The sequence below is a fragment of the Streptomyces sp. NPDC039465 genome (assembly GCF_055639315.1).
This window is the reverse complement of record NZ_JBVKAP010000001.1, coordinates 1,058,157-1,078,297: the sequence shown is the minus strand read 5'-3', so window position 1 is coordinate 1,078,297 and position 20,141 is coordinate 1,058,157. Positions and strand designations below refer to the sequence as shown.

18 protein-coding genes are annotated in these 20,141 nt (G+C 70.1%); 5 read left to right on the top strand and 13 right to left on the bottom strand.

Translation table 11 applies throughout. From position 1 onward, the window contains the following. Positions 1–90: 90 nt before the first annotated feature. Positions 91–1,680 carry a class I adenylate-forming enzyme family protein gene (locus tag ACZ7LT_RS04810; RefSeq protein WP_471234306.1) on the bottom strand — a complete coding sequence of 530 codons (1,590 nt, stop codon included), beginning with the start codon at positions 1,678–1,680 and terminating at the stop codon, positions 91–93. Positions 1,681–1,860: 180 nt separating this feature from the next. After that, positions 1,861–2,307: a GNAT family N-acetyltransferase gene (locus ACZ7LT_RS04805; RefSeq protein WP_471234301.1), complete on the bottom strand. Its 447-nt coding sequence runs from the start codon at positions 2,305–2,307 to the stop codon at positions 1,861–1,863. A gap of 101 nt (positions 2,308–2,408) precedes the next feature. Between ACZ7LT_RS04805 and ACZ7LT_RS04800 the strand changes: the two genes are divergently transcribed. Further along, the gene (locus ACZ7LT_RS04800; RefSeq protein ID WP_471234297.1) at positions 2,409–3,398 is read left to right on the top strand and encodes an NADPH:quinone reductase; all 990 of its coding nucleotides are present in this window, start codon (positions 2,409–2,411) and stop codon (positions 3,396–3,398) included. Positions 3,399–3,498: 100 nt separating this feature from the next. Here the strand turns inward: ACZ7LT_RS04800 and ACZ7LT_RS04795 are convergent, their stop codons facing one another. Together ACZ7LT_RS04795 and ACZ7LT_RS04790 are read right to left on the bottom strand one after the other, a co-directional pair. Further along, positions 3,499–4,755, bottom strand: coding sequence for a hypothetical protein (locus tag ACZ7LT_RS04795; RefSeq protein WP_471234293.1), 1,257 nt, complete (start codon positions 4,753–4,755; stop codon positions 3,499–3,501). 24 nt (positions 4,756–4,779) lie between these two features. Further along, on the bottom strand, positions 4,780–5,031 hold the full coding sequence (locus ACZ7LT_RS04790; RefSeq protein WP_471234291.1) for a hypothetical protein: 252 nt from the start codon (positions 5,029–5,031) through the stop codon (positions 4,780–4,782). Between the two features lie 227 nt (positions 5,032–5,258). Here ACZ7LT_RS04790 and ACZ7LT_RS04785 point away from each other — a divergent pair, with 227 nt between their 5' ends. Next, on the top strand, positions 5,259–7,190 hold the full coding sequence (locus ACZ7LT_RS04785; protein WP_471234289.1) for an ABC1 kinase family protein: 1,932 nt from the start codon (positions 5,259–5,261) through the stop codon (positions 7,188–7,190). Between the two features lie 160 nt (positions 7,191–7,350). Here ACZ7LT_RS04785 and ACZ7LT_RS04780 read toward each other — a convergent pair whose 3' ends face one another. From ACZ7LT_RS04780 to ACZ7LT_RS04755, 6 genes are all read right to left on the bottom strand, one after another. Next, complete coding sequence (locus ACZ7LT_RS04780; protein WP_471234285.1) at positions 7,351–7,980, bottom strand: hypothetical protein; 630 nt, start codon at positions 7,978–7,980, stop codon at positions 7,351–7,353. Positions 7,981–8,053: 73 nt separating this feature from the next. Continuing rightward, positions 8,054–8,689: a GNAT family N-acetyltransferase gene (locus ACZ7LT_RS04775; protein ID WP_471234283.1), complete on the bottom strand. Its 636-nt coding sequence runs from the start codon at positions 8,687–8,689 to the stop codon at positions 8,054–8,056. Positions 8,690–9,396: 707 nt separating this feature from the next. Further along, positions 9,397–10,014 (bottom strand): DUF1707 SHOCT-like domain-containing protein, encoded by a 618-nt coding sequence (locus tag ACZ7LT_RS04770; protein WP_471234279.1) that lies wholly within the window; start codon positions 10,012–10,014, stop codon positions 9,397–9,399. 72 nt (positions 10,015–10,086) lie between these two features. Further along, positions 10,087–10,470 carry a hypothetical protein gene (locus ACZ7LT_RS04765; RefSeq protein ID WP_471234274.1) on the bottom strand — a complete coding sequence of 128 codons (384 nt, stop codon included), beginning with the start codon at positions 10,468–10,470 and terminating at the stop codon, positions 10,087–10,089. 402 nt (positions 10,471–10,872) lie between these two features. Then, complete coding sequence (locus ACZ7LT_RS04760; RefSeq protein WP_471234272.1) at positions 10,873–11,148, bottom strand: DUF397 domain-containing protein; 276 nt, start codon at positions 11,146–11,148, stop codon at positions 10,873–10,875. Then, entirely contained in the window at positions 11,108–11,956 is an 849-nt protein-coding gene (locus ACZ7LT_RS04755; protein ID WP_471234268.1) for a helix-turn-helix domain-containing protein, read from the bottom strand. Before ACZ7LT_RS04755 ends, ACZ7LT_RS04760 begins: the two co-directional genes overlap by 41 nt. 503 nt (positions 11,957–12,459) lie before the next feature. Here ACZ7LT_RS04755 and ACZ7LT_RS04750 point away from each other — a divergent pair. After that, entirely contained in the window at positions 12,460–14,430 is a 1,971-nt protein-coding gene (locus ACZ7LT_RS04750) for a helix-turn-helix domain-containing protein (RefSeq protein ID WP_471234264.1), read from the top strand. Here ACZ7LT_RS04750 and ACZ7LT_RS04745 read toward each other — a convergent pair. After that, positions 14,403–15,590 (bottom strand): IS701 family transposase, encoded by a 1,188-nt coding sequence (locus tag ACZ7LT_RS04745; RefSeq protein WP_471234791.1) that lies wholly within the window; start codon positions 15,588–15,590, stop codon positions 14,403–14,405. The genes ACZ7LT_RS04750 and ACZ7LT_RS04745 overlap by 28 nt on opposite strands. Before the next feature lie 434 nt (positions 15,591–16,024). Beyond that, on the bottom strand, positions 16,025–17,137 hold the full coding sequence (locus ACZ7LT_RS04740; protein WP_471234261.1) for an LLM class flavin-dependent oxidoreductase: 1,113 nt from the start codon (positions 17,135–17,137) through the stop codon (positions 16,025–16,027). A gap of 181 nt (positions 17,138–17,318) precedes the next feature. On the opposite strand from ACZ7LT_RS04740, the gene ACZ7LT_RS04735 reads away from it, so the two are divergent. Continuing rightward, a complete protein-coding gene (locus tag ACZ7LT_RS04735; protein ID WP_471234258.1) occupies positions 17,319–18,020 on the top strand; it encodes a DsbA family oxidoreductase in 702 nt (233 codons plus the stop codon). Positions 18,021–18,151: 131 nt separating this feature from the next. Next, a complete protein-coding gene (locus ACZ7LT_RS04730) occupies positions 18,152–18,814 on the top strand; it encodes a ScbR family autoregulator-binding transcription factor (protein WP_471234255.1) in 663 nt (220 codons plus the stop codon). Positions 18,815–19,020: 206 nt separating this feature from the next. Here ACZ7LT_RS04730 and ACZ7LT_RS04725 read toward each other — a convergent pair whose 3' ends face one another. After that, the gene (locus ACZ7LT_RS04725; protein WP_471234252.1) at positions 19,021–19,962 is read right to left on the bottom strand and encodes a ScbA/BarX family gamma-butyrolactone biosynthesis protein; all 942 of its coding nucleotides are present in this window, start codon (positions 19,960–19,962) and stop codon (positions 19,021–19,023) included. Positions 19,963–20,141: the final 179 nt, after the last annotated feature.

Here is a 20,141-nt window from a genome sequence, read left to right as displayed (position 1 = left end):
CGTGCGGTGCTGCGCGGTGACGGCGCGCGGGTGGTGAGGGCAGCGGTGGGCGGCGGACGCAAGGGGACGCCCGCCGCCGTACGGGAAGGGCTACGTGCCCTGGCCGCCCGGGGAGTGCGTGCCCGCCGCGAGCAGCCGGGCCAGCTCAAGGCGCTTGATCTTCGTCGTCGCGGTCTGCGGCAGGTCGCCGAGCTTCCACTGCACCGGCTCCGCCATCGGCGGCAGCGACGCCGCCGCGGCCTTCCAGGCGGCCTTGTCCAGCGGCCGGTCGTCCTTGGTGCACACGACCGGCACCGCCGAGCCGTCCTCGCCCGGGATGATGATGACCTCGGCCAGCTCGTCCAGCTTCCCGAACAGGGTGTCCTCGGCGGCGAGCGTGGAGCCGAAGCCCTCGATCAGGTCGACCTCACGGTCGAGCAGATGCACACAGCCCCACTTCGTGCGGTAGCCGACATCGCCCATCCGCCACCAGCCGCCCTCGGAGACCTGCTGGTCGTAGCGGGCCTGCTCGCCGAGGTAGGTGACGATCCGGCCGTCGCTGCGCACCTCGATGTAGCCGGGGTTCTCCGGCGACGGGTCCTTGCCGTCCCGGCTGACGACGCGCACATCGGTCATCCCCGGGAACGGACGGCCCACACAGCGCCCGTCGTCGTCCAGCTGCCGGCGGCGGGTGAACGCCCGCACCACCGCCGGGCCGACCTCACTCTGCCCGTACAACTGCCCGAACAGCGGCGCCGTGCGGCGCGAGGCACGCAGCAGCCGGTGCACGGTCCGCGGGTGGATCGCGTCGAACGTCGACGAGAACAGCTTGACGTTGGCCAGCGGCTGCCGCGGGTCGTCGGCCAGCTCCTCCCACTCCATGAAGGAGTTGGGGTGCGCTTCCAGGATCCCCGGCCGCAGCTGGGTGAAGAGGTCCGCGGCCTGCTTCGGGTCGGAGTCCGCGAGCACGATGATCGGGAACCCGCGGTGGAGCGAGATCGCGAGCGCGGTGAACAGCCGCGAGTGCACGAACGACACATGCATCGCGATGGCCTCACGGCGCGGGATCAGCGGCTTGATCACGGACGCCTGCGGACGGTACCGCGCCTGAAGCGTCCGGCCGGTGTGCACGGCCAGCTTCGGTGTCCCCGTCGTACCGGACGTGTGCGTGATCAGCGTCGGATGCTCCGGCGGCATGGTCACCGCGGGCACCCGGTCCACCCCTTCGAGCCCCGCCAGCTCGACCGCTCCCTCGTACGTACCCGAGGCGAGCAGCACCTTCTCGGCGCGGTCGAAGACGGTGGCGGGCAGCTCGTCCGTCAACTTCGCCGCGTCTGTCAGCAGGAACGGCCGGTCCGTACGGCGCACCAGCTCGGCGGCCGTCTCGCCGTCCAGCTTCGGCGACAGCAGCACCGGCACGGCCCCGATCCGGGCCACGGCGCACGCCAGCAGCGTGATGTCGAAGCCGTCGGACTTGTAGACCACGACCCGCTCGCCGGGACGGACCTTCGCCGCCCACAGCCGGGACGCGAAGTCGTCGATGAGATCGGCGATCTCGGCGACCGTCGCCCGCCGGCCGAGCCGGGGCGCGATGTCGAGATCGTGATCGAGAATCACCACATTCGCCGGATGCCGGGACGCCGCTCGCTCGAACAGTGTGCCCAGCCGGATGCCACGGTTTGCTATGCGCTGCAGCAGCATGTCCCCAAGCTCTCGTCTGTAGATACGCCAAAGTGGGCCGCTCCCGCGGAATTTGTGGTCGCGTCGCGGGAGCCGTTCCTGAGCCGGAATAGGAGGGCGGTTATTCACCTGGCGGGAATACTGCTGAGAGTGGGCCGTGGGGGTCAACGAATGGCGTCAGGGTCCGTCAAGTCCGGCTCGTCACGCCCCCGGATTCGTCAGGTCCAGCGCGAAGTGCAGCGCGCCGATCCGCATCCGCTGGGCGTGGTAGAAGCGCTGGGCACCGTGATTGGCGGTGCCGGTGTCCAGCTCGATCCGTACGCAGCCGGCCCGCCGGGCCCGTACCCGCAGCTCGGAGAGGAGCCGGCCGCCGATCCCGGCGGACCGCGCCGACACCGCGGTGACCAGGTCGTCGACGAAGAGCAGCCGGCCCCGACTGGTCGCCAGGACCCGGTGCGTGGCGACCCCCACACACGCTCCGGCCGGGTCGTATACGGCGGTGAACACCAGCCCCTGCCCATGCGACTCCACGGCGAATTCGGCGAACTCGGCCGCGCCGAGATCCGGTCGCAGAGTCCTGATCAGCGGCGCGACATCGGTGGTCATGGCCGGGTCGTCCGGTGTCACATCCCGCATTGTCAATTCCATGCGCCTCAGCGTAGGCGGGTAATGCCCCACGTCCATGCGGAGTTGACACACAATGCGTTACGGGCGGGAAACATATGGGGTGCCCTGCCAGAATCCGGCGCATGCGCGCTGCCTACATCGAAGAGCTCGGATCACCGGACGTCATTCAATACGGAGAAGTCGCCGAGCCCCGGCCAGGACCCACGGACGTGCTCGTCGATGTGCTGGCCGCGACGGCCAATCCCGTCGACACCTTCGTACGCTCCGGCCTTTTCCGTACGCCCACCCCCTTCCCCTTCGTGATCAGCCGGGATCTCGTCGGCCGGGTCGCCGACACCGGCCCCGGTTCCCAGGCCGGCGGGTTCGCCGTCGGTGACCTGGTCTGGAGCAACAGCCTCGGGCACGGCGGCCGGCAGGGCGCCGCCGCCGAGAAGGCGGTCGTCGCCGCCGACCGGCTGTACCGGCTGCCCCCGGGCGTCGACCCGGAGACCGCCGTCGCCGTCGTCCACCCGGCTGCCACCGCGTACCTCGGCCTGTTCACCCACGGCCGGATACGGCCCGGCGAGACGATCGTGGTGGCAGGGGCGGGCGGCAACGTCGGCGGCGCGATGGTGACCCTCGCCGTGGAGGCCGGAGCCCGGGTCCTCGCCACCGCGAGCGCGGCGGACGCCGCCTACGTACGCTCGCTCGGCGCGGCGGAGGTCTTCGACTACAAGGCCCCCGACCTCACTGAACGCATCCGCGCGGCCGCCCCCGACGGCGTCGACGCCCACCTCGACTGCTCCGGTACCAACGACCTCGCCCAGAGCGTGGAGTTGCTCGCCCGACGCGGCCGGATCGTGATCCTGGCCGGAGCCCGCTCCCAGCCCGTCCTGCCCGCCGGACAGCTCTACATGAAGGACTGCTCGATCGTCGGCTTCGCCATCTCGCACGCCTCGGCGTCCGAACTGGCGGAGGCGTCGGTGACGATCAACCGCCTCCTGGCGGCCGGGAAACTCCGCCCCAAGGTGGTCGAACCGCTCCCGCTGAGCGAGGCGGCCGACGTCCACCGGCGCCTGGAGAAGGGCGAACTGCGCGGCCGGCGCGTCGTCCTGCGGACGGCCCGCTCTTGATGCGCGCGGCGGTGCTCGGCTCGCCGGTCTCCCACTCCCTCTCGCCCGTCCTGCGCGCACGGCCCTGATCCGCGCGGCGAACGCCGCTCCCAGCTTCCCGTCACGGCCCTACCGCGAACCGAACGTACTGCGGTTCGACGAACCTGCCGTCAAAACCTCCCTGGAGTGAGTAACCGCTGGCCACCCACTGCGTTCCGTCGGGATCGTGCGTCGCGCAACTGACGTAGTCGCCCCAGGGGAAGCCGCGCGGTGCTTCGGTACTGTCGGCCGTGGCCACGAGGACCCACTGGTTGCCGTCCAGGAACCCCACCACGTGGCGGGGATTCAGCGTGACGCCCCCGACGAAGAGGGAGACGCCGACGACACCGTTGACGTTGGGGCACGGGGCCGGATAGGCCCAGGCGATGTCGCTCCAGAGATCAGGCTCGGAAACGACGGTCATGGTGGTGGTGTCGGCGATCAACGTCTTGATCCACGGTTGTGGCCGGGTGGAGTTGGGGAGCGCGTTCCACATGAAGCCGACGCGGTTGCCCGTGACCCACCCGGCCGGCCGGGAGTGCTGCTTGCGCAGCCAGTTGGTGGCTCCGTTGGGGCAGATCGACACGTAGTCACCCTGCTTCAGGCTGCCGGTCCAGGGAAAAGTGGTCGAGATGTCGAACGGCGTCATCGCGGATCCCGGCGCGTCGGGCCAGCGGAAGATCCGTACGGGATTGCGGGTTTCGGCGCCCATCAGGTACATGTCCGTGGTCGCGCCGCGCGTCAGACACACCGAACCTCGCTGCCCGAAGGTGGCGTCGAGTGTGTAGTACTCGTAGTTCAACGGCGCGTGGGCCTCCAGGTCGGCCAGCGGGATCTTCAGGACGAGGGTCGCCACCCAGGTCGCCCGGAAGACGTTCACGGTCATGAAGAGATGGCGGGAGGTCGTCGCGATGTCCGGCCTGTCGAACTCGGTGCCCGTCTGCCACGTGGGATCGAACTCCTGAGGAGCGAAGTCGTAGACGGTCCACGAGCCCGGCGCCGGAGTACCGTTGGTCGAGCAGGCGAGACGGATGATGTTGGGCGCTCCGCCCGGCCCGGTGTCGTACTGCAAGACGCGGAACCATAGGTTCCGGCCCCGGTGGTGGATCACCACCTGGTCGCAGCAGAACCCGCCCGCCGCATGAGGGAACTCGGTGAACGGGTCCAGGTGCGTCCAGTTCGCGCCTCCGTCGTCGGAGTAGCTCGCGTAGGTGTTCCCGGTCATGAGCACCTGATCCAGGAACCGTGCGACCGTGGGTTCATTGGTCGCCGATGTCGTGTCGGCTCCTGTCGCCACGTCGTCCAGGGTGACGTTCTGGATCAGCTGCACCGAGGACATCGATGCCACCTTCCTGGATCGCGTTCACCAGCCCGGCTCCGGCGTGGGCGTGGGCGGCACATCCGCCTCGGTGGCGGGGGCGGCCGATGCATCCTCGTACGGCTCCGGCTCCCTCGGGGGACCCATGACCTTGGTGTGCGGCGCCTTGCCCTTGCGCTCACGCTCTTCGAGCTCAGCCGGGGTCAGCCTCCGACGAGGCTGCTTCGCAAGCTCCTCCGGGCTCGTCGGCTCGATGACGGGCCCGGCCTTCGGGGAGCCGAGTTCCTTGCCGGCCATCTGCGGCCTCCGGGTTGAACGGACTACGAGTTCCGTCTCCGTCGACTGACTCGTCGACTGACCGTCGACACCCCTGACACAAACGTAGGCCGAGCCGACGGGTGTCGCCATTCGGAGGACTGGCTGCGTAGGTCACAACCAAGAACGTCAACTCCGCGAACGTGCTCTACGCCTTACCGAGGAGCCAAGGCGCAGCCAATCGCACACGCGTGCTGTTGAATGACGCCATGTGGATCACCGGTGCATTGGTCGGGACGCTCATCTTCTTGCTTGTGGTGGTGGCGCCTGCGGTGGTGGGGCGGCGACTGCTAGGGGTGCAGGCGGGGGTGGTGCGGGTCGGGACTGCGGGGATGTGCGGACTCGCGGTGTCCGGGGTGCTGTTCGGACCCCGGCTGGAGGAGTCGGGGGAGCTTGCGCCGCTGCTGTCCTTGCTGGTCGGGGTGGGGATGCTTGCCTCGATGGTGGTGCTCGTCGCGCTGGACATCGTGGTGCCCATGGGGGCCGTACGGCCGCTCGGGTGGGCGCAGTCGGTGCGGAGGCGGATCGCGCGGGCGCGACGGTACTCCGGGGTGGTGCGCATCGCCACCCGGCACGGACTCAGGCCGTATCTGCGAGGGCGGCGGCGCGCAGCCGGGGTGCGGCACGAGTTGCTGGCGCGAGAGCTGCGGCAGGCCTTGCAGGCCGGCGGGACCACCTTCGTAAAGCTGGGGCAGCTGATGTCGACCCGGCGGGACCTGCTGCCCGAGGTGTATGTCGAGGAGCTCAGTCTGCTTCAGGACCAAGTGCCGCCCGCGCCCTGGAGCGAGGTCGAGACACAGCTCCAGGAAAGCCTGGGAGCGCCGCTGCGGGACCTGTTCGCCACGTTCGAGCGGGTCCCGCTGGCCGCAGCCTCCATCGCGCAGGTGCACGCGGCCGTCCTGCATGACGGCACCGAGGTCATCGTCAAGGTGCAGCGGCCCGGGATACCAGAACTCGTGGAGCGCGATCTGGACATCGTCGGGCGCCTGGCCGCCGCCCTGAGCGACCGCACCGCCTGGGGGCGCGGACTCGGGCTGAACGAGCTGGCGCAGGGCTTCGCCGTCGCGCTGCGCGAGGAGCTGGACTTCCGCGTCGAGGCTCGCAACATGACCGCGGTGCGCCGGGCCGCCGCGGCTCGCGGCGACTCCAGCGTAGCCGTCCCCGTCCTGCACGGGCGGTTCAGCACGGAGCGCGTCCTCGTCATGAGCCGTGTCGAGGGCACCTCGCTCGGCAAGGCGGTCCCCGACGACGAGCGGCACGGCACCAAGCTGGCCGAGACCCTGCTCACCGCGCTGCTCAACCAGATCATGCTGGACGGCGTCTTCCACGCCGATCCGCACCCCGGCAACATCCTGCTCCAGCCCGACGGCACGGCCGCCCTGCTCGACTTCGGATCCGTCGGCCGGATCGACGCCGGGCTCCGAGAGGCGATGGGCGGTCTCTTCCTCGCCGTCGACCGCGGCGATCCGCATGCCCTGCGCGAGGCCCTCCTGGAGATCACCGACCGTCCCGAGGAGGTCGACGAACAGCGGCTGCTGCGCGTGCTCGGGCAGTTCAGCGCCCGCCATCTGGGGCACGGATCAGCGCCCGACGTGGAGATGTTCAGCGATCTGTTCCGGCTGGTGGCCGACTTCCGGCTGGCGGTTCCACCGGAGATCGCGGCCGTGTTCCGCGCCCTGGCCACCCTGGAGGGCACACTGGTCCGCCTCTCCCCCGGCTTCAACATGCTGGAGGCGTCCCGTACGTACGCCTCGGCCCGGCTCACCGACCGCCTGGGACCCCAGAGTGCCCGTGACACGGCCCGCGACGAGCTGATCGCGCTGCTGCCTGTCCTGCGACGGCTGCCGCGCCGCCTCGACCGCCTCGGCGGTGCTCTCGAGGAGGGGCGGCTCGGGGTCAATGTGCGGCTCTTCGCCGATCCCCGCGACCGGCGGGTCGTCGGCGAGCTCGTCGGGCGGGTGGTGCACGCCCTCGTCGGGATCTTCCTCGGGTTCGCGGGCCTCCAACTCCTGGGGATGGACGGCGGGCCGCGCGTGAGCGAGAACCTCGGGCTGTACGGGCTGATGGGCTGCAACCTCCTGGTGCTCTCCGCCGCCATCGTCCTCCGTACCATCTATGTCACCAGCCGGCCCATGGAATGATCGGCCTTCTTGCGCGGGAACGGAGACATGGCATGGGCGCGCGGCTGCTGCCGCTTGACGGACCTCAGCCGGGCTCGGTCCTGAGCGCGCCTTTGTGAGGCGGAAAAACCCGGCAGGACGGCATCAGCTCGCTGGCGACTCGCCACGACGGGACGGCCTGCTACGCCGCGTACCAGCCGTATGGGCCCGCCCCCTCGGACGCCTCGAACGACTGGTGGAGCCCCAACACCGCGGCGACCAGGCGTGGATCCCAGCCGTCGGTCTTCAGGCGGTAGTCGTCCGCCACGCCCCGGAAGACGAGGTGCGCCCGGGCCGAGCCGTCCCGCCAGGTCACCCGGCGGGGATGCCGGAATGCCATGTCGTCCCCGGCCAGCAGCGACCCGATCAGACACACCCACCGCAGCGGCAGCCCCAGAGGCCACCACACCGCCCACCACGCCATCCGCCCCCGGAAGCCCCGCAGGACGGGCCCGGCGACCGGCTCCACCTTCCAGCTCAACCGCCCGATCCGCAGGCCCCGCCGTCGGCGGAAGGTGATCCGGCCGAGGGGGCCGCCGTACGCGTCCTCGACCCGGTAGACGACGAGCGGACCGGCGGCGTGCTCGGTGCTCACCCGCGCCAGCGAAACGTTTCCGTCCCCGACGAGCTGGAAGTACCGCGCGTCGGGGTGCCACTCGGCCTCGGGCCCGTACGCATCCCGCCAGAGCCGCCCGACGACCCCGGCATCCCCGACGACGAGGGGCCCCTCCGCCGTGTACCGCACCTCATACGTCCCCCGCGCCAGTCCCACGTGCCGCACCCTTCCCGCTGCCGGTCTCGGGCGGACATACTCTCACCGGCTTTCGGGACCGACGCGCGCGGTCTCAGGGCCGGTAGATGCACTCCGCGATCGTCGCGTGCTTCTTCCAGCCCAGCGTCTCGTACAGCGCGCGCCCGGCGTCGGTCGCGCCAAGGACGCCCAGGACCGCGCCCTGATCCACGGCGTGATCGGCGAGCGTACGCATCACGAAGCCGCCAAGCCCGCGCCGCCGATGGGCCTCCTCGGTGATCACCTGGTCCACGACCACGGCCTCCCCGAGGGACGCCATCTGTCCCCTGGCCGCCTGCTCGCCCGCCGCATCCAGCACCCGGACGCAGGTGACCCCGCCCATGGTCTCCACGGTCGCGGTGTACCCCTCGGGCGCGACCGGCTCCGAGGCCACCAGGTCGATGGCCATCAGATGCCCGGTCTCCTCCCAGGCCACGATCCAACCCCGGGTCAGCCAGGGCTCGATGTCCTCCGGCTCCGCGGGCATCTTCATCCACGTCCGCGGCACGGTCACCGAAGCGGCGGCACGTCGGACCAGCGACTGCTCCGCCTCCGGCAGGACATGGCGTCCGACCTCGGCGGGGTTGCCGGCCACCTCGATGTGGAAACCCCAGGGCGTGGCGACCGGCAGGGGAGTCCGCCGCGACACGGCCCAGCCGGCCACCCAGGTCCTGGTTAAGTCCGCAAGCATCAAGCCCTCCCTGAACAGTGGCCGCTTCAGCAACGGCCAAGTAATAGTCATTGCTAGGGAGGACACATTACGTCCTGTGGCGCATTTCGTCGCCCCCGAGCCGCAGCGGGTCCCGCAGCCGCCCAGGACTTGTCTGTGGTGTTCGAGTGAAGCGGGCGACGCGCCCGTGATCCCGCTCCCTCGGGGGCGTTGTGGTCGCCACGAATCAGGGGCGGCACGGGTGCGGTCAGCACCTTCGATGCCACCACGCCAACTCCGGGTCTGCCATCGGCTCGTGATGCGTTCGCCCAAGGAGCACCGCGTCCAAGCGTTCCACCTGCATTCGGAGTTCGCCGGCGGCCCTTGGCGGAAGCATGAACAGGGCGTCTTGCAGCGTGTCCCGGGCCCACCCCTCGCCGCAGCACGGGCAGGTGAACTCAGCCTCCCATTGCCTCCACCGGCGTTTGGTGCCGTGGACACGCACAGACCACACGCTAAACGCTACTGCCACGATGCCCGGAGAAAGCCGCTCCCGTTCGAGCACACGGACGGCGGCATTCGCCGCTCCCGACAGACCTGGGACATCGCGATACCGCACCCAGGGTCTTCCCCAGCCGCGTTCCCGCGACCGAAGTGCAGCTGGTGTTCTACGCGGCACGGCCCCTTCGGATGTGAGTCATGAATGGCATCTTCCCAAGTCCAAGATCGGCCGGACAGAACCTAGCCGCCTAGCCCTGCGACGGGTTGCTGTCCAGCTTGCGCCGTTCCCGGCGGTTGGGGTGGCGGATGACCACTCCTCCCGCGCCGCCGGACCCAGTGAGCCGGATCAGCGGAGTTCCCGGGAGCCGGTCGGGAGTGGTCTTGTCCGTCAGGCCGCCGACGCCCGGATCCATGCCGCTGGTGTCCGCGGCCCAGGCGTCGGGGATGACGATCGTGACACCGGATGTCTCCCCGTACGCCTCCACGGCGACCTCCCTGAGGCGGCACTCAACCCGGGTGAAGTCGAGCTTCACACCCCCCACGCCTCCATGCGCGATCACGTGCCCGGGAACCTCCCAGCGCCCGGGGCCTCGAGACGCGCCATACATGCCGCCTTTGAGTACCAGCGGAAGCCGGCTCTGAGGGGAATGCAGCCTCGGCAAGTCGGCGGTCAGGACGGCCAACTCGGCGTGAGTCTTGGACGTCAGTGCCTGCTCCAGACGCGAATCCAGCTCATCGAGATCGATTCGCCCCTCGGCTGCCGCATCGCGCAGCTGCTCCACCACTGCTTCCCGGTCATCGTGAGAGGCGCGGAGCTCTCCAGATGGGGCAGGGCGCGGAGAGGGCTCCGGAGGCTGGGCAGTCATGGCCACAAGGATAGGCAGCCAACGGACAGGGCGGGCTGGGACTGCACACTCGGCCGCCGAAGCAGTGCGTGCTCAGTCGCGGTCTTCCCACTGGGTGCGGGCCAGCTCCGAGTTCGTCCGGACCAGGGCATGGTCGTCCTCAATCATGAACAGCGAGTACCGGCCCGTTGCGTCCAGGGCGTCGAAGACCCGCTGGGCCCAGGCGTCCGTGTCCGGCTGATTGGCAGTGACCCGGGCCGGGTGGGAGTGGAACGGCTCGTCCAGGTCCGGTGGCACCGAGACCGAGACGCTCAGCCAGCGCTCGTTGTCCCCCCACGTGAAGGGCGACTGCCCACCGGCGTCGCTGTAGAACCCGATGCCGAAGGCCGTTTCGAGGTCGGCCCACAGCGTCTCCGCGAGGGTGACCCCGGGGGCCTGCGGCTCCCGGTGGCCGGTGTAGATGTTGTACTCGCTCAAGATGATCAGCCTCAGCCCACGTCGAAGGTCTTGTCGTAGCCGTAGCCGATCAGTCGCACCCGGGTGAAGCTGCGCGCCGCCCCGAGGTGCGCAAGAACGTGTCGAGCCCCTTGTTTGGCCCACGACACACGCACATCCCCACCGACGCGGAGTTTACGGCGCAAGCAACAGTTCAACCGGGAGGGGGTCTGGGGCGCCTACTGTGACGGGAGAGGCGCCGTTCCGGCGAGGGCCTTCATTCCGCGCGCGCTTTCGTTCGCACAGCCCGGGCCGGGCCCATTAGCACGCGGCCGGGGCCCGAAAGAGGAAGCCTCGCGTCCCGAACCAGCGGGCCCACCGCAAACGGCGCGGCAGCAAGGGCGGACCCACCAGAAACTCACGACCCCGGCCCACACCGACCGGCTAGAGCGCCCCTTCGGCGGCGGCGCCCACGAATGCCTCGAAGGCGGAGGGGGTGACCGTGAAGGTGGGGCCCTCGGGGTTCTTGGAGTCCCGTACGCCGACGAGGCAGGGTTGGGTGGCGACCTCGACGCAATCACCGCCGTTGGTGCTGCTGTACGAGGACGTGCGCCAGGCGGCGGCGCCGAGCGGGGCGCACTCGACGCACTCGCCGCCGGTGTTTCCGCTGTACGACGACTTACGCCACCGCGCGCCCGTCAGGTCGTGGCTCGTGCCCATACCGTTCCTCCATTACGCGAGCGATCAGTGCCGCCGAGTCCTCCACGGAGAGGGCCGCAGCCTGCAAGTGAGCGTAACGAAAGGCGGCTTCCTTGACTGTGTCGGGGTTGGCCGTCATGTGGCCCGAGATGAGGTCTTCCGAGTAGACGATCTCGGGGTCGTCCTCGAATCGGAGGGTTGTGAAGGATCCGATGAGGCTCGCGTGCGCGCCTGCGGCGAAGGGAAGGATCTGGATTCGCACCCAGCGCTTCTCCTGAAAGGTCAGCAGGTGGGCGAGTTGTTCTCGCATCACCGCCACGCCGCCGATCGGCCGGTACAGGACCGCCTCGTCCAACACGACCCACGCCATAGGTGGCTGCGGCCGGGCGAGGATGAGCTGACGCTCCATACGGGCAGCGACCTGCTCCTCGAGGTTGTCGGGCAAGCCCGTTGCCAGTACGGCTCGTGCGTAGTCCTCGGTCTGGAGCAGGCCGTACACCAACTGGGCTTGATACGTGTGGATGTACGCGGCCTTCTTCTCAAGGTCGGCGAACGGCTGGAACCACGTCGGCAGTTGGCTCCGTAGCACCAGCCCAATCAGCCGCTCGAACACACCCCCCGTCTCCAGCGCCACATCCAGCCTCAACGAGAACTTCCGCGTCGGTACCTTCCGCGCGTTCTCGATCTGGCCGATCAGCGACGCCGTGCAGAACACGCACGCCCCCAACTGCGCCTGGTTCAGACCCGCCGCCTCTCTCAAGCGGCGTAGTTCTGACCCGTAGTAGTCCAGCGGTGAGGCGCTGGGATCCAGGCTGCGGATGTTGACCACGAGCGATGGGCACCCCCAAGTCGGGACGGACGATCCGTCGCTGAGCGTAACCACGTCACTCCGCCCAGGGGACCCGAATCACACAACTGGCGTGAGTTCGCCACTCCTTGGGCCGCCGTGGGGGAGTTGCCGAAGTCGCCTTCGCAAAGCGCGCATTCTGGCTCACGACCAGCCGGGGTCGCCGTCCTGGCAGATGTTGGTGTTCAGGCAGTCGGTCAGGGAGGAGTGGGTGTCGACCAGCAGCGTGCGCACAGGAGTTCCGTCTTTCCTTCTTCTTCGGACTTCTTCGAAACGGAGGATCGCCCTCAGCCTCGCCCGACTCGCCCGTAGTCGGAAGGTGGTCCGGGAACACCGCACATGGCCTCGCGCGGTGGTCGTGTCACACCCCGCGTGCCGAGGGGAACGAAGTGGCCGAGGTCACCGTTGACCCTGTCTCGGGGGCAAACTAGTTTCGGCCAGCGGTCCGGGTTTTTCTGATTTTTTACACAACGGGGGTTGGGACCATGACGTGGGAAGGAGCGGATACCGGCGGCGCCTCAGCACTCACCGTGCTTGAACTGCTCGCCCAGCAAGCTCCGCCGCACCGGTTCGAGGAACTGCTCCACCAGGCCCGCGAGGGCGGCGCGTCCGCCGCCGAACTGGCCGAGCTGGAGCGGGCCGTCGAGCTCGCCGACGGCATCCACTCGTCGTTCAGCCGCCGTGAGCAGCGCGAGGCGGGGCTCGCCGCTCTCGTCGACACCGCCCGTGACCTGACGTTCCCGTACGACCTGGACAGCCTGCTGCGGGTCATCACCCAACGCGCCCGCCGGCTCCTCGACTTCGACATGGCGTACGTGAGTCTGCGCGGCAGCAGTGGCGCGTCGTACATCCACAGCACCGAAGGGTCGAGGACCGGTCTCAGCACCGGGCTCCGGGTCCTGGACGGCCGGGGGCTCGGTGGGGAGGCGCAGGCCGGGGACGCTCCCGCGTGGACCTCCGACTACCTCAACGACGACCGCTTTCCGCACTGCGAGGCCATCGACGAGGTCGTACGGATGGAGGGGCTGCACGCCGTCATGGCCGTGCCGCTGCGGAACGGTGACGCTTCGGTCGGGGCGTTGTACGGCGCCGACCGGCGGATCCGCCACTACACCGCCGACGAGCTCGGGCTGATGTGCTCGCTCGCCGATCTGGCTGCCGTCGCCATCGAGAAGGCGGGTCTGCTCGACCAGACGCGGGCCGAGGTGACCGAGCTGGAGCTCGACAGTTCCCGGGCGCGGACGACCCTCACTCGGATGCGGCATGTCAGCGAGGCCCACAGCCGGATCATGAATCTGGTCCTCGCGGGCGGTGATCTGTGCAATGTGGCGAAGGCGGCGGGTGACGCCCTCGACGGCGCGGTGATGATCCGGGACCCCGGGGGGCGTTCGCTGGCCTCGTCCCTTCCCACCGGCGGGGAGCTGCCCGGTCTCGACGAGGAGGCGGTGGCGAAGGCGTCCCTGGACGCGCATGCCGGCCGCCGTCCGGTGGTGACCGGTGACAACACCTGGGTCGCCCCGGTCATCGCCGGCTCCGAGGATCTGGGCGTGCTGGTGACCCGTCCCACGACCGGGCTGACCGCCGAGGACGAACGGCTCCTCGAACTGGCCGCCCAGTCCGTCGCGTTCCTGCTGCTGATGCAGCGCTCCACCGCCGTCGCCGAGGGGCCCGTGCGCGACGAGCTCCTCGACGATCTGCTGGCCGATCCGCAGCATTCCCCGCACCAGATCGTGCAGCGCGCCCGGCGGCTCGGCATCGATCTGCGCAAGCCGCATGTGCTCGTGGTCGCCCGCCCGGAGGGCGGTGAGCAGGGGCGGGCCGTCGTGTGGGCGTCCTCGTACGCGTACAGGATGTCCGGCCTCAAGACCGTGCAGGGCGGCTGCATCGTGCTGCTGCTGCCCGGCCTCGACGCGTCCGCGGCGGCCCGCGCGGTCTCCGGCGAGCTCTCGCCGCTGCTCGGCCATCCCGTCTCGGTCGGCTCGGCCGGGCCGGGCTGGAGCCCGGACAGCGCGGGGCGGATGTACCGCGAGGCGACCCGCTGCCTGGACGCGATGAGCGCGCTGGGTGCCGGTGGCTCCGCGGCCTCCGTGCAGGACCTGGGCTTTCTCGGTCTGCTGCTCTCCGACGACCATGATGTCGACGGGTTCATCGAGTCCGCGATCGGGCCCGTTCTCGACTACGACGCCGAGCGGTTCACCGATCTCACCCGCACCCTGGAGGCGTACTTCGCCTCCGGCGGCAGCCCCACCAACGCCGCCGAGGAGCTCCACGTCCACCCCAACACGGTCTCTCGCCGGCTGGAGCGGATCGGGGAACTCCTCGGCGCCGAGTGGCAGAAGCCGGGCCAGGTCCTCGAGGTCCAGCTCGCCCTGCGGCTGCAGCGGACCCGCGATGTCCTGGCCCAGCAGCGGGGCCTGGAGCACACCCGTCAGCCGGTGGACCGTACGGCCTCGTAGGAGGCGTCCCAGCCGGCGCTGAGCACCGTGGCCGCGTGGGCCGCGGAGGCGAGCGTGATGTGGCGGTGCCAGCCGCGGAACGAGCGGCCCACGAAGTCGCGGAGGCCTGCGCCCTCGCCGACCTGGGTGAAGTCGCGTTCGACCCGGCGGGTCAGCTTGGTCAGCCGTAGCAGCTGCCCCACGGTCGCGCCGGTCAGATCGGTGATCCACAGTCGCGCCAGCGGCCGCCGCGGATCGTCCCACTCGCCCATCAGCAGCAGCTGGCGTTCGTTGCCCGACATGGTCGGCAGCGTGACCCGGACGGCCGTGGTCAGGGACGTACGGGAGACCGGCCGTCCGGTGGCCGTGTCCAGCCAGCCCACCGGCCGGCGCAGGCCCTTGAGCGATTCCAGGATCTGCTGAGCGGGCAGGGGGCCCGCGCCGTAGCCGGGCAGGGCCCGGTCGGCGACGGTGAGCCGGCAGGTCGGGCCGATACGGGCGACGAGCGGCACCCCGGCCGAGGCCAGCCGGCACAGCGCGGCCCGGCCGGCGCCGCCCCGGATGTCGAGGAGCAGCGGCTTGCGGGTGACGTCCTGCCAGGCCGCGGTGTCCAGCGCGGCGGCGACGGCGCATTCCTCCAGGGTCTCTTCGCCGGCCTCCTCCGGAACTTCCGCCCGGTCCCGGCGCGTACGGTCCTTCACCCACGGATCGGGCAGGAACAGGCGCCAGTTGACCGGCACGCTCAGCTCCTCGGATGCCAGCCACACGCCGAACGCCTGCTGGCCCCGGAAGACCTGGCCGCGTTCGGGGTCGAACCTGCGGTCCACGCCCACGGAGTGCTCGCCGGCCTTCGGTATCGGCATGGAGCGCACGACCCAGGCCTGCGGGCAGCTGTTCTGCTCGACATAGCCGGCGAGCGCGGCCCGCATCGGCCGCCAGTCCCAGGTGGAACTGGAGATGAAGTGGTGCAGGCTCTGCTCGGCGGCCGGGCCGCCGATCTGTGCGGCGATGTTACGGATGGACTTGCGTCCCTGCGCGGTGAGAAGTCCCCTCAGATACTGCTCGGCCTTCACCCGCTGGTCCCGGCGGGGGAATCTGGCGAAGAGCGTGGCACAGAGCTCGTCGACGACGTCGTCCGCCACCACGCTGCCGCGGAACACGGTCCGCTCCAGCCGGTGGATCCCCCGTGGTTCGAGAACAGTCCTGCGTTTACTTGCGGATGTACTCACGACACTCCTGCCCGACGGTTTGGCAGCTCCCTCCAGCTGCCCTTCCACAGTCGTGCCTGGCGGGGCGTGGCACGAGGTGTACCCGTCACCCCCCTGGACCGGTGGATGGTGGCCGGACCACCGGTCGGGGCGTCGTCGCAGGCCGGAGGGGGTGCGGTCGGTCTCGATGGGTGGAAAGAGGTGTGGCCGGACCACCTGAGGGTGTGGTCCGGCCACCGAATTACGTGGGGTGTGAAAGCGATCTGACAGAGTCGTCCGCGCGGCTTTGCGCGCCGGTCGGCGGGGGCGGAACATCGCCCTCACGAGGCGGCACGGGCCAGTCTCCGGTTAATGCCCCAGGCCGGACACCGACCCGTGCGCCTTGTTCCTACTCAGGAGGCGCCTTCTCAGGAGGCCGGGACGCCCTTCGCGGTGCGCTCGGCCTCTTCCTGTTTCCGGGCGAGCAGCGCCGCGTGGGTGGGCCCGTCGGGGACCCCGGGGGCCCGTCGGCTCGCCATCTCCTTGCGCAGGACGGGCACGACCTCCTCGCCGAGGATGTCGAGCTGTTCCAGCACGGTCTTCAGCGGCAGGCCGCCGCTGTCGACCAGGAACAGCTGACGCTGGTAGTCGCCGACGTATTCCCGGAAGGAGAGCGTGCGGTCGATGACCTGCTGCGGAGAGCCGACCGTCATCGGGGTCATCTCGGCGAACTCCTCCAGGGAGGGGCCGTGGCCGTAGACGGGCGCGTTGTCGAAGTACGGGCGGAACTCCCGTACGGCGTCCTGGGAGTTCTTGCGCATGAACACATGGCCGCCGAGGCCCACGATGGCCTGCTCAGGGGTGCCGTGGCCGTAGTGGGCGAACCGGCGGCGGTAGAGACCGACCATCTTGGCCGTGTGTTCCTTGGGCCAGAAGATGTGGTTGGCGAAGAAGCCGTCGCCGTAGTACGCGGCCTGTTCGGCGATCTCGGGGGAGCGGATGGAGCCGTGCCAGACGAACGGCGGCACGCCGTCCAGCGGCCGCGGTGTCGAGGTGAAGCCCTGGAGAGCGGTGCGGAAGCGGCCCTCCCAGTTCACCACGTCCTCGCGCCACAGCTGGTGCAGCAGGGCGTAGTTCTCGATGGCGAGCGGGATGCCCTGGCGGATGTCCTGCCCGAACCACGGGTAGACCGGGCCGGTGTTGCCGCGGCCCATCATCAGGTCCACGCGGCCGTCGGCCAGGTGCTGGAGCATCGCGAAATCCTCCGCGATCTTCACCGGGTCGTTGGTCGTGATCAGCGTCGTGGAGGTGGAGAGGATCAACTTCTCGGTCCGGGCCGCGATATGGCCGAGCAGGGTCGTCGGTGACGACGGTACGAACGGCGGGTTGTGGTGCTCGCCGGTCGCGAAGACGTCCAGGCCCACCTCCTCCGCCTTGACCGCGATGGCGACCATCGCCTTGATCCGCTCGTACTCGCCCGGTGTGGTGCCCTTGGTCGGGTCGGTGGTCCTGTCCCCGACGGTGAAGATTCCGAACTGCACAACACGCTCCATCCCGCCCCAGGAAGAAACGGAAAGTTATCCGTTACGGTCCACGGTAGCGGGAAGACGCCGGATCCGCATGGTGACGAAGTCGCCGCCGGGCCTTTGACCGGGCGGACCCGGGTCGACCACGCTCATTCGTCCGGACGGCCGCCGGGCCGTGCCTGGAAGGGAGCACCCCATGACCGCCGCACGCGCCACCGAGCAGCCGATCATCACCTTCTGGTCGGACATCGGCTGCCCCTGGGCCACGCTCGCCCTGCACACCCTGCACGCCGCCGCCGACGCACGCGGCCAGGAGCTCCTGATCGACCACCGCGCCTTCCCGCTGGAGCTGTTCAACAGCCAGCCCACCCCCAAGCTCATCGTCGACGCCGAGGTCGTGATGCTGGGCGCACACCGCCCCGAGCTCGGCTGGCGGCTGTGGGCGGGGCACGAGTGGGAGTACCCGTCGAGCATCCTGCCCGCGCTGGAGGCCGTCCAGGCCGCCAAGGCCCCCGAGGTCGGCGGCCTGCGCGGCTCCGACGAACTGGACACCGCCCTGCGCCGCGCCTTCTACGTCGACCACCGCTGCATCAGCATCCACTCCGTGATCCTCGACATCGCCGAGGGCTGCGCCCACGTGGACGCCAAGGCGCTGGAAGCCGCCCTCGCCCGGGGCGCCGGGCGCCGCGAGGTCTACGAGCAGTGGCACCATGCGCAGGGCCGGGAGATCCAGGGCAGCCCGCACCTCTTCGCGCCCGGCGGCTACGCCGTACACAATCCGGGCGCGCACTACACGTACAACGGCTCCCCGGAGACGGGCGGTTTCCCGCGGCTCGACCGCTACGACGCCGGCTGGGCGGACGAGCTGCTGAACTCCCTCGCAGGTCAGGCCGGTTGAAGGGGCGCGCGGAGGGGGCGCCCGGTTTTGGCGATTACCGGCCAATTGTTGGTCCAGCCTAGTTAAAAAACCGGGGGGTTGGTTTCATTGAATACATCTCCATGATGTATCGACCAGCTCAGGGACCCCCCATGACCAAGCAGGATCGTGCCGTGCGGACGCGCCGCGCTCTGATCGTCGCCGCCGCCGAAGCCTTCGAGGGCGGTGGTTACGCCGAGGCCAAGGTCGGCCGGATCGCCGCCGCCGCCGGAGTCAGTCCCGGAGCACTGCACTTCCACTTCGAGAACAAGAACACCCTGGCGGACGCGGTCGTGGCGCAGGCCGCGGACCGGCTCCGCGCGGCGGCACTGGAGGTCCGCGCCCGCCGGGGCACCCCCTTGCAGACGCTGACCGATCTCACCCACAGCTTCGCCGCCCTGTTCCGTACGGATGTGGTGGTACGGGCGGGGTTCCGGCTCAACAGCGACGGCGACGCCGAGCTCGCCCTGGGGCTGCGCGACGAGTGGCACCACAAGGTCGCGCTGCTGATCGGGCGGGCCTCGGCGGCGGGGGAGTTGGCGGCCGGGCTGCCGCACTCCGCGGCCGTCACCCTCGTCGCCGCGGCGACCGCGGGGCTTGAGATGCTGGGCCGCGGTGACGAGAAGTGGCTCTCGCACGCCACCCTCACCGAGTTCTGGCGGGCCGCCCTCTCCATGCTGGCCACCCCCGAGGCGGCGCGGGCCGTGCGGCCCGAGGGCGCCGCGGCCCTCCCGGAACGCGAACGCGACAAGACCCCGAGCGGCGTACCGGCGTAGCGGTACCGCGTCGGGGCCGTCGTCACCGCCAACTCCGACCGCCTGGCGAGTGAGCCGAAGGGCGCGCGGCTGCTGAAAGGGATGGGGGTCCCCCACCGAAGGTAGGGGGAGCGCGGAGGTCCCGAGGAACGAGGGACCGAGCACCATCGACCGTCAGCAGACGCTCAAAGCGCCCGGAGGCGAACCGAGCCCCAAAAAAGGGGGGCTCAGTCGCGGATGGTGAAGCCCTCGACGACGCAGCGGAAGGCCATGCTGTCCCGCTGCAGGCCTATGACCTCGACCGCTGCCGGGATGCCGGCCCGGGCGGGCAGGGCGTGGGCCTCTATCCAGCACGGCACGTCGAACTCCACGTACCGGCTGGCGTACATGGCCTGTCCGGTCGGGTTGAAGTGGGGGGCGCCCGCGAAGGCGTATGCGGCCTGGTGCGCCGCTTCGAGGAGGACGAGGCCGGGGACGTGGTCGACGGCGTGGTCGATCAGCGCCATGTGGCCGGTGCCCCAGCGCAGCTGCCAGCGGTGCGGTCGGCCGCCCGGCGCGAGCAGGACCTCGCTGTCGGCGATGCGGCCGACCAGCGGTGCGGCCACCGGCTCGGCGGACTCGCCGGGCAGGGCGGTCAGGTAGTCGCCGCGCATCCGGCCGTACACCCGCGGCGGCACCCAGGAGAAGAGGTTGTCGCTGGTCGCGAAGGTCGCGCCGCGCTGGCGCAGGGCGAGCTTGACCCGCATGCAGCGCCGGCCTTCCCAGGAGTACTCGGCCTCCACCTGGACCGGGTCGGTCAGGGTCGTGGGGTGGTGCGGGTCGACCGCGTAAGTCAGCTCGTTCATCAGGAACTTGTCCGAGGTGGGGATCTCGAACGCGGCGTGCGCGAGGGAGAGCGTCACCTGCCGGATCGTCTGGGCGATCAGCATGTGGTGGTGGACGCTGCCCGGGGCCGGGGCGAAGAAGCAGTGGTCTCTCGCCCAGCTGATGTCGACGGAGAAGGACATCTCGTCCCGGCGGGTCCAGCCGGTTATCAGGACGTCCCGGTCCAGGTCCCGGTGGGCGAACGAAGCGGTGGGCGCGTGGGGTACGGGCTGCGGCGTGCGGGCGGCGGCGCCGGTACGGGCGTGGGTGACGGTCTTGTTCTGGGCCACGGTCGTGAAGTGCATGTCGGTTCCCCCCATAGGAATGCGCGACGACTCGGGTTGAGAAGCGGGGAAGCCCCGCCTCTGAGCCAGTAAGATACGGACCGTACGGTTTCTTTTTCAAGACCCGGAGCGAGTATGTCAGGTTCCCGGTCGGTGGATCCGCGGTGGAGGCGCCAAGGAAGGCCGGTGGAGCCGGGGTG